Below are 7,198 nucleotides of genomic sequence, written 5' to 3' on the forward strand. Positions count from 1 at the left end.
ACGAGGCGCTTCCGCTTTTTGGTTCATTGCTTAAACATTGAAGAACTGTGTAATGGCTGTGCTTTTGCTTTTGGATCGATGTATGTTTTTGCATTGTTAACTGCAGTTGGTGCTTCACCAAAACCACAAGCAATTAATTTCACTTTTCCATCATACGTACAAATGTCTCCAGCAGCATAAATACCTGGTGTATTCGTTTCCATTTTTGAATTTACAAGGATGGAGTTCTTTTCAATTTCAAGACCCCATTCTTTAATCGGTCCAAGTGAAGAAACAAACCCATAATTACAGATGACTGCATCTACATCAATTGTTTCCTTTTCTTCACCATTTACTGTGGAAAGAACCACTTGTTTAATTCCGTTTTCATCGCCAATTAATTCTGCAGGCACGTATGGAGTTTTCACATCCACTTTTGAATTATAAAGGTTTTCTACACTGTGTTCATGTGCGCGGAACTTATCTCGACGGTGGACAATTGTTACCTTTTCAGCAATCGGCTCAAGCATTAATGCCCAGTCAACTGCAGAATCTCCACCACCGAATACAACTACTTTTTGACCAGCAAACTGATTTAAATCCTCAATGAAATAGTAGAGGTTTTTATGTTCATATTGTTGTGCACTTTCTAATTCAAGACGGCGCGGTTGGAAAGCCCCATTTCCAGCAGTGATAATAACCGTCTTAGAATAATGCACTTCTTTATTAGTTGTTAATTTGAAGGTTCCATCTTCTAGTTTCTCTAACTTTTCAACAGATTGCTCAAGAGCGATCGAAGGGTCGAACTTGGCCATTTGTTCTTTTAGGTTATTAATTAATTCTTGAGCACGGACTTTTGGGAAGCCAGCTACGTCATAAATATATTTTTCCGGATAAAGAGCCGATAACTGTCCACCAAGCTGTGGTAAGCTTTCAATGATTTTCACTGATGCTTGTCTCATCCCGCCGTAAAAGGCAGTAAATAGACCAACAGGGCCTCCTCCGATTATTGTAATGTCATAAACTGTTTGATTTTCTTGCACTCCGTATCCCCCCAACTAGTAGTAACAAACTCCACTCACTATAATATCATAAAACTAGGAAATCCTCACAACTTTCTAGCAATTATTCAGAGTAGGAGTAATTTTTAAACAATAAAATATTGGTCATAATAGGGCCAATTTTATAATATTGTTAAGGTAAATATTTTTAAAATCCGCTTGAAAATAGTGTTAAAGTAGCATAAGATGTAATGTGGATATATTGTTAAAATTCTGTGACAAAAAAGGCACATTTATGTGAATGATGTAACAGGTTCAAATTAATATTCAGTCAAAATTATTTTTTCATTCCCTCTATGTGCTAACACTTTTGTTCTTTTTCTTTGAAACCATTCGTGAATAATATCACATACATTTTTACTCAAAGCAAAATAAAAATGGTCTAAGCAGTGGAAGATAAGAAAAAGAGAAATTTATTCAAAAATATTATTATAAAAGGTGGAAGTGATCACTTTGAGAAAGCCTAAAATTGTTATTATCGGTGCTGGTTACGGCGGACTTATGACAACAGTTCGTTTACAAAAGTTAATCGGTGTAAATGAAGCAGATATCGTATTAGTAAATAAGAACGACTACCATTATGAAACAACATGGTTACACGAGGCTTCTGCTGGTACATTACATCATGATCGTGTTCGTTATGACATTAGAGATGTCATTGATCGTAGTAAAGTTGATTTTGTTCAAGATTTGGTAGTTGAAATCAATAGAGAAGAGAAGAAGGTTATCTTAGAAAAAGGTGAAGTCGATTATGACTACCTTGTTATCGCCCTTGGCGGCGAGCCTGAAACGTTTGGAATTAAAGGCTTAAAAGAATATGCATTTGGTATTACCAATGTGAATTCTTCCCGCCAATTACGTGAGCATATTGAATATCAATTTGCTACGTACAACATGGAAGAAGAAAAGAACGACAATCGCCTTGTTATTGTTGTTGGTGGAGCAGGATTTACAGGAATTGAATTCCTTGGTGAGTTAACTAACCGTATACCAGAATTATGTCATGAATATGATGTTGATTTCCATAAAGTAAAGATTATTTGTGTGGAAGCTGCTCCAACAGTTTTACCAGGATTTGATCCTGAGCTTGTGAATTATGCCGTTTCTCAACTTGAGCGTAAAGGTGTAGAGTTCCTCATCGGCACTGCGATTAAAGAAGCAACTCCTGAAGGGATTTTTGTAGCTAAAGGTGAAGACGAACCACGTGAAATTAAGGCTAACACAGTTGTTTGGGCAGCTGGTGTACGTGGTAACTCTATCATTGAAAAGTCTGGCTTTGAAGCAATGAGAGGTCGTGTTAAAGTACAATCTGACCTACGTGCACCTGGTCATGACGATGTATTCATCATTGGTGACAGCTCACTTGTAATCAATGAAGAAATCAATCGTCCATATCCACCTACTGCACAAATCGCTATGCAGCAAGGTGAAGTGGTTGCTCGTAACTTAGCAGCATTAGTTCGAAACAAGTCAGAACTTGAATCCTTTACTTTCGACAATAAAGGTACAGTTTGTTCTCTAGGTGAAGATGATGCAATCGGTGTAGTATTTGGTAAAAAAATTACTGGTGCTAAAGCATCCTTCATGAAAAAAGTAATCGACAATCGTTCCCTTTATATGATTGGCGGAGCGGGACTAGTGTTGAAAAAAGGTAAATTTAACGTATTCTAAAATATTTCAGGAAAAAGGACAGAGAATCTTCTGTCCTTTTTTTGGTATAGTAGATTAAATAGGACTCGTAGGGAGTGTCGATATGAGCAGTCGTGAAAAACGGGGTAAGGTGTGGTTGGCTGTTTCTGGACTAGTGAAATCCAGAGAAGGTCATTGGCTCGTGGTAAAGAAAAGATACGGTGGGTTAAAGGGGCAATGGTCTTTACCAGCGGGATTTGTTGAGGAGGGGGAAACCGCCGACGAGGCAGTGATTAGGGAAGTGAAAGAAGAAACCGGAATCAGCAGTACTGTTAAGGGATTAATTGGATTAAGAACAGGTGTATTAAAAGGGGAAATAAGTGATAATATGCTTGTATTCTTGCTTGAACCAGTAGAACTGGAAGAAAGAATCATACATCAGGAGAATGAGCTGTATGAAGCAAGATTTATAGCTCCACAGAAATTACTTCTTGAAAAGGATGCGTCTATTCTTTTACATTATTTAATTGAACAAATTGAATTAACGAGTAAGCCTGGTGTAAACGATTTAAACCCTGGAAATCAATTTGGATATACAGCCTATAAATTATTTTTGTAATTTTTAGAAAATTTAAGTAACACTTAGAAAATGAAAGAAAACTTATAATGTATCCGTTTTCTTTACCATATTCGGTGAATTTCCGCTCTTTCCTTTTTGCTCGTTCCTTGGTATATTATCAGAAAATTGAGTTAATATTTTAGGAGGATGATCAAGATGACAGTGAAGAGCGTGGATACAAAAAAGTGTGATTATTGTTCAGGTAATGGATATTTTCAACTATTGCTCGGAGGATCGGAAACTTGTTCCTGCTGCGGCGGATCAGGTAAGAAAAAAGACTAAAGATTTATGAGTATGATTGTAAAATGCTCTACATTGCTTCTTCGGATCACTTCGGAGAGCTATTTTTTTGTCTGTTTTTTTGTTGACTCCCTTTTAGACATTCAGTACACTAAAAGTTGATGTATAAAGGGAGGAATCTCGGATGCAAATGAGCATTGTGGTGTTAATCATATCAATTGTGCTATTTTTTGTCTTATTTTTTGGAATTGGGTTTATCCTTAATATGCTACTAAGAATGTCATGGGTAATGGCTATAGTGTACCCTGTAGTGGCAATTTTAATTGTAGATAAAGTCCGTTTTGTTGAATATTTTACAAATAGTAAAGTGGCCTTTCAGGAACTAGGGCAAAAGTTCGGTTCATTAGCCACTGCAGATATTCTAATTTTGGTAAGTGGGTTAGCAGGAGCCATTGCTGCTGGTTTTACAATTAAGTTATTACGTAAAAATGGATATCAAATGTTCTAAGACTTTTTACCTTTGGGTAAGAGGTCTTTTTTGTTCATTGGAAAAAATTCTCACTCCTTTTTTGAATATTTCCCTTCAGCTTGGGAATGAATATTTTGGGAGGAGTGAAAATTTTAATGAATAAAACAAAAATTTGGATTAAACGATTTGCTCTTGTATGTCTATTCTTTATGGCATTATTAGCAACCTTCCAATCCATCTCTGGCGTAAATGCGAGAACTTTAATTAATCATTTTGCGTCTGGACTTTCAGAAAGTGTAACTGCTTCAAACACAACGTCGCCATCGTTAGAGGATGCTTTTGATTGGTCAAAGTACCCTAGACATACAGTTACGGCCACTGGATATACAGCAGGGATTGAATCAACCGGTAAGAGTAAGGGACACCCCGAGTATGGAATTACCTATTCCGGTGTAAAAGTAAAACGAGATTTATTCTCCACCGTTGCAGCGGATTTAAATGTGTTTCCTATCGGTACCATCCTATTCATCCCAGGGTATGGATATGGAGTGGTGGCAGATAAAGGTGGGGCCATTAAAGGAAACGAACTGGATCTTTATTATGAGACGGTTGAGGATGTTTATAAACAATGGGGTAAAAAACAGTTAGAAGTGTATGTTGTTCAACAAGGGAATGGTAAGCTCACTGAAGAACAGCTCCAGGCATTAAATGAAGATAAGGCTCTGCAGGTATTTCGTCAGCAGTATACAAGCTCAGAGAAAAGGTAAAACAGGCCATGTGCCTGTTTTTTTATGCTTATGAAGAATAATTAGTCTATCGAAATAAATAAACCTTTTCGATATAATAGAGAAGACTAACATGGAGGTGGAGTGGACATGTTTCACGTTAAAAAGGAATTGGATTTTACAACAGAGCATGAAGGAATGGTAATCGGTTTGTTTGATAAACCCGAGAAATTTACTGGATCATTAGCCAATCTTGATGAGAGGTTTGATGGACAGCTTACCGAATTGGTGAAATCCGGTGATCTTTCAGCAAAATTAAAAAGTATCACAAAAGTACATAGCTTTGGAAAAATTGCAGCAAAGCGGATTTGGTTTGTGGGATTAGGAAAAGAAAAAGAACTATCATTCGAAAAGGTAAGAGCTGCATTAGGTAAGCTATTCAAGGAGATTAAAGCAAGTAAGCTTGTAGAAACATCCATTTATTTAGATTCGTTTATTACAGATAAAGTAGATGCTTTGGATGCAGCACACGCATTAAGTGAGGCGTTTGCGTTATCTACCTATCAATTCGAAGGCTATAAGCAAAAATCGAATGAGCCAGAGAAAAAATTAGAAAATCTGACTGTTTACTGTAACAATAATGAGGAAGAAGATGTGCAGGCATCTTTGAATGTTGGTTATGCTTTTGGAAAAGGGACCAACTCTGCAAGGACACTTGTGAACATACCAGGTAACTTACTAACAGCCACTGATATGGCGAATTATGCTAAAGAGCTGGCAGCCAAGTATGATTTTGAAGTAGAAATTTTAGATAAAGCAGAGATCGAAAAGCTTGGCATGGGTGCATTTCTTGCGGTTAATCAAGGGTCTACGGAGCCGCCTAAAATGATTGTTTTAAAATATCAAGGAACAGACGAATGGAAGGATGTCATTGGTCTTGTTGGAAAAGGGATTACCTTTGATACAGGTGGTTACTCGATTAAAACAAAGGCTGGAATCGTGGGCATGAAAACCGACATGGGCGGAGCCGCTGCAGTCCTTGGCGCTATGGAGATTATCGGAGAAATTAGACCAGAGCAAAACGTTGTAGCGGTCATTCCTTCAACAGATAATATGATCAGCGGTGGAGCGTTTAAGCCAGATGATGTCATTACGTCAATGAGTGGGAAAACCATAGAGGTGCTAAATACAGACGCTGAAGGTCGCCTTGTGCTAGCAGATGCTGTTACATATGCTAAGCATCATGGGGCTGATTATTTAGTGGATGTTGCCACATTAACTGGTGGGGTTATCACTGCACTGGGTTTGCATACAACAGGTGCAATGACGAACCATGAAACTTTATATGAGCAAGTACTTGAAGCTTCGATGGAAGCGGGAGAAAAAATGTGGCAATTGCCTTTGTTTGAAACTGAGATTGAACGTGTAAGGAACAGTAAAGTAGCTGATTTGAATAACTCTCCTGGCAGTGAAGGTCATGCGTTAGTCGCTGGTGCGTTTATAGGCGAGTTTGCGGAAGGAACTCCATGGGTACACCTGGATATTGCAGGAACGGCCACTTCTTCGAAGGACTATGACCTGGGTCCAGCAGGTGCAACAGGAGTTATGACGCGCACGCTTGCTCTATTTGTTGAGCGATTTGAACCAATTGAAAAATAGACTGGATAAAGCTTCATAGTGGATTTACGGGATAACATACGCTGTTGCCCACTCCAAAACCCATCCTTTTGCATATGCAATAGTGTAGGCAAGTATAGATGAAAAAGGAGGTAATGGTGTATGTATCCTTATCGAAGCCCGTACCCGGTACACGATCAACGATTTATTGGCTTTGGATTGCCGTTAGCGATAGGTGGACTTAGTTTTCTAGGAGGCTTACTAGGAGGAGGATTAGGAGCATCTTTTGCAGCTCGCCCTTTTTATGGCGGCTTCGGCTACCCAGGTTTTGGCTACCCAGGTTTCGGCTATCCGCCAATGGGCTTTTCCCCTGTAGGCTATCCTCCAATGGGATTTCCAGGTTATTATTAGGAACAAGTTAAAAACAGCTCTCGAGGCTGTTTTTTTCGTTTAGGCAATTGATAAAAAAGGAAATTTCTAAGAAATGGAGAATAGGTTTAGAGAGAAACGATCTACATACCGGAGGGATAGAAATGATAAAGGACACATTAATTGAAGCGCTCGGAATAGAGATTACTCAATTGGGAGAAGGAAAAGTCACTGCCACAATGCCAGTAGATGAGCGAACTCGCCAGCCATTTGGATTACTGCACGGAGGAGCATCTGTTGCATTAGCAGAGACAGTCGCAAGTATTGGAGCTTATGAATTAGTGGATAAAGAAACAGAGGGTGTGGCTGGATTAGAAATAAACGCAAACCATGTTCGTCCGAAAACCGAAGGTGTGGTTACTGCAGTAGGGACAGTTCTGCACCAAGGGAAATCAACGATGGTTTGGGATATTAAAATTACCGATGAACA

The 7,198-nt window shown here is 38.6% G+C and carries 9 protein-coding genes; 8 read left to right on the forward strand and 1 reads right to left on the reverse strand.

From position 1 onward, the window contains the following. Positions 1-23 precede the first annotated feature (23 nt). Complete coding sequence (locus ABES03_RS21290; protein ID WP_308082654.1) at positions 24-1,022, reverse strand: NAD(P)/FAD-dependent oxidoreductase; 999 nt, start codon at positions 1,020-1,022, stop codon at positions 24-26. A 471-nt stretch (positions 1,023-1,493) separates the two neighbouring features. Here ABES03_RS21290 and ABES03_RS21295 point away from each other — a divergent pair, with 471 nt between their 5' ends. The 8 genes from ABES03_RS21295 to ABES03_RS21330 form a co-directional block, all read left to right on the forward strand. Then, a complete protein-coding gene (locus ABES03_RS21295) occupies positions 1,494-2,711 on the forward strand; it encodes an NAD(P)/FAD-dependent oxidoreductase (RefSeq protein ID WP_430120448.1) in 1,218 nt (405 codons plus the stop codon). Between the two features lie 82 nt (positions 2,712-2,793). Further along, a complete protein-coding gene (locus tag ABES03_RS21300; protein ID WP_430120450.1) occupies positions 2,794-3,288 on the forward strand; it encodes an NUDIX domain-containing protein in 495 nt (164 codons plus the stop codon). 156 nt (positions 3,289-3,444) lie between these two features. After that, entirely contained in the window at positions 3,445-3,570 is a 126-nt protein-coding gene (locus tag ABES03_RS21305; protein WP_335533025.1) for a YuiA family protein, read from the forward strand. A gap of 142 nt (positions 3,571-3,712) precedes the next feature. Next, on the forward strand, positions 3,713-4,036 hold the full coding sequence (locus ABES03_RS21310; protein ID WP_308082658.1) for a YuiB family protein: 324 nt from the start codon (positions 3,713-3,715) through the stop codon (positions 4,034-4,036). 116 nt (positions 4,037-4,152) lie between these two features. After that, positions 4,153-4,764, forward strand: a complete 612-nt coding sequence (locus tag ABES03_RS21315; RefSeq protein WP_430120452.1) for a 3D domain-containing protein — start codon at positions 4,153-4,155, stop codon at positions 4,762-4,764. Between the two features lie 108 nt (positions 4,765-4,872). Next, positions 4,873-6,381, forward strand: coding sequence for a leucyl aminopeptidase (locus tag ABES03_RS21320; RefSeq protein WP_430120454.1), 1,509 nt, complete (start codon positions 4,873-4,875; stop codon positions 6,379-6,381). 120 nt (positions 6,382-6,501) lie between these two features. Further along, positions 6,502-6,750, forward strand: a complete 249-nt coding sequence (locus ABES03_RS21325; RefSeq protein WP_308082662.1) for a hypothetical protein — start codon at positions 6,502-6,504, stop codon at positions 6,748-6,750. Between the two features lie 122 nt (positions 6,751-6,872). Further along, positions 6,873-7,198: hotdog fold thioesterase (locus tag ABES03_RS21330; RefSeq protein WP_430120456.1), on the forward strand; the 326-nt coding region annotated here is incomplete at its 3' end.

It is taken from the genome of Neobacillus rhizosphaerae (assembly GCF_050477885.1).
Taxonomy (GTDB): Bacteria; Bacillota; Bacilli; order Bacillales; family Cytobacillaceae; genus Neobacillus; species Neobacillus rhizosphaerae_A.

Excerpts from the sequence above, each read along its gene's own strand:
- ABES03_RS21300 (WP_430120450.1), top strand. The coding sequence starts at position 2,794 with ATGAGCAGTCGTGAAAAACGGGGTAAGGTGTGGTTGGCTGTTTCTGGA.
- ABES03_RS21325 (WP_308082662.1), top strand. The coding sequence starts at position 6,502 with ATGTATCCTTATCGAAGCCCGTACCCGGTACACGATCAACGATTTATT.
- ABES03_RS21320 (WP_430120454.1), top strand. The coding sequence starts at position 4,873 with ATGTTTCACGTTAAAAAGGAATTGGATTTTACAACAGAGCATGAAGGA.
- ABES03_RS21315 (WP_430120452.1), top strand. The coding sequence starts at position 4,153 with ATGAATAAAACAAAAATTTGGATTAAACGATTTGCTCTTGTATGTCTA.
- ABES03_RS21305 (WP_335533025.1), top strand. The coding sequence starts at position 3,445 with ATGACAGTGAAGAGCGTGGATACAAAAAAGTGTGATTATTGTTCAGGT.
- ABES03_RS21310 (WP_308082658.1), top strand. The coding sequence starts at position 3,713 with ATGCAAATGAGCATTGTGGTGTTAATCATATCAATTGTGCTATTTTTT.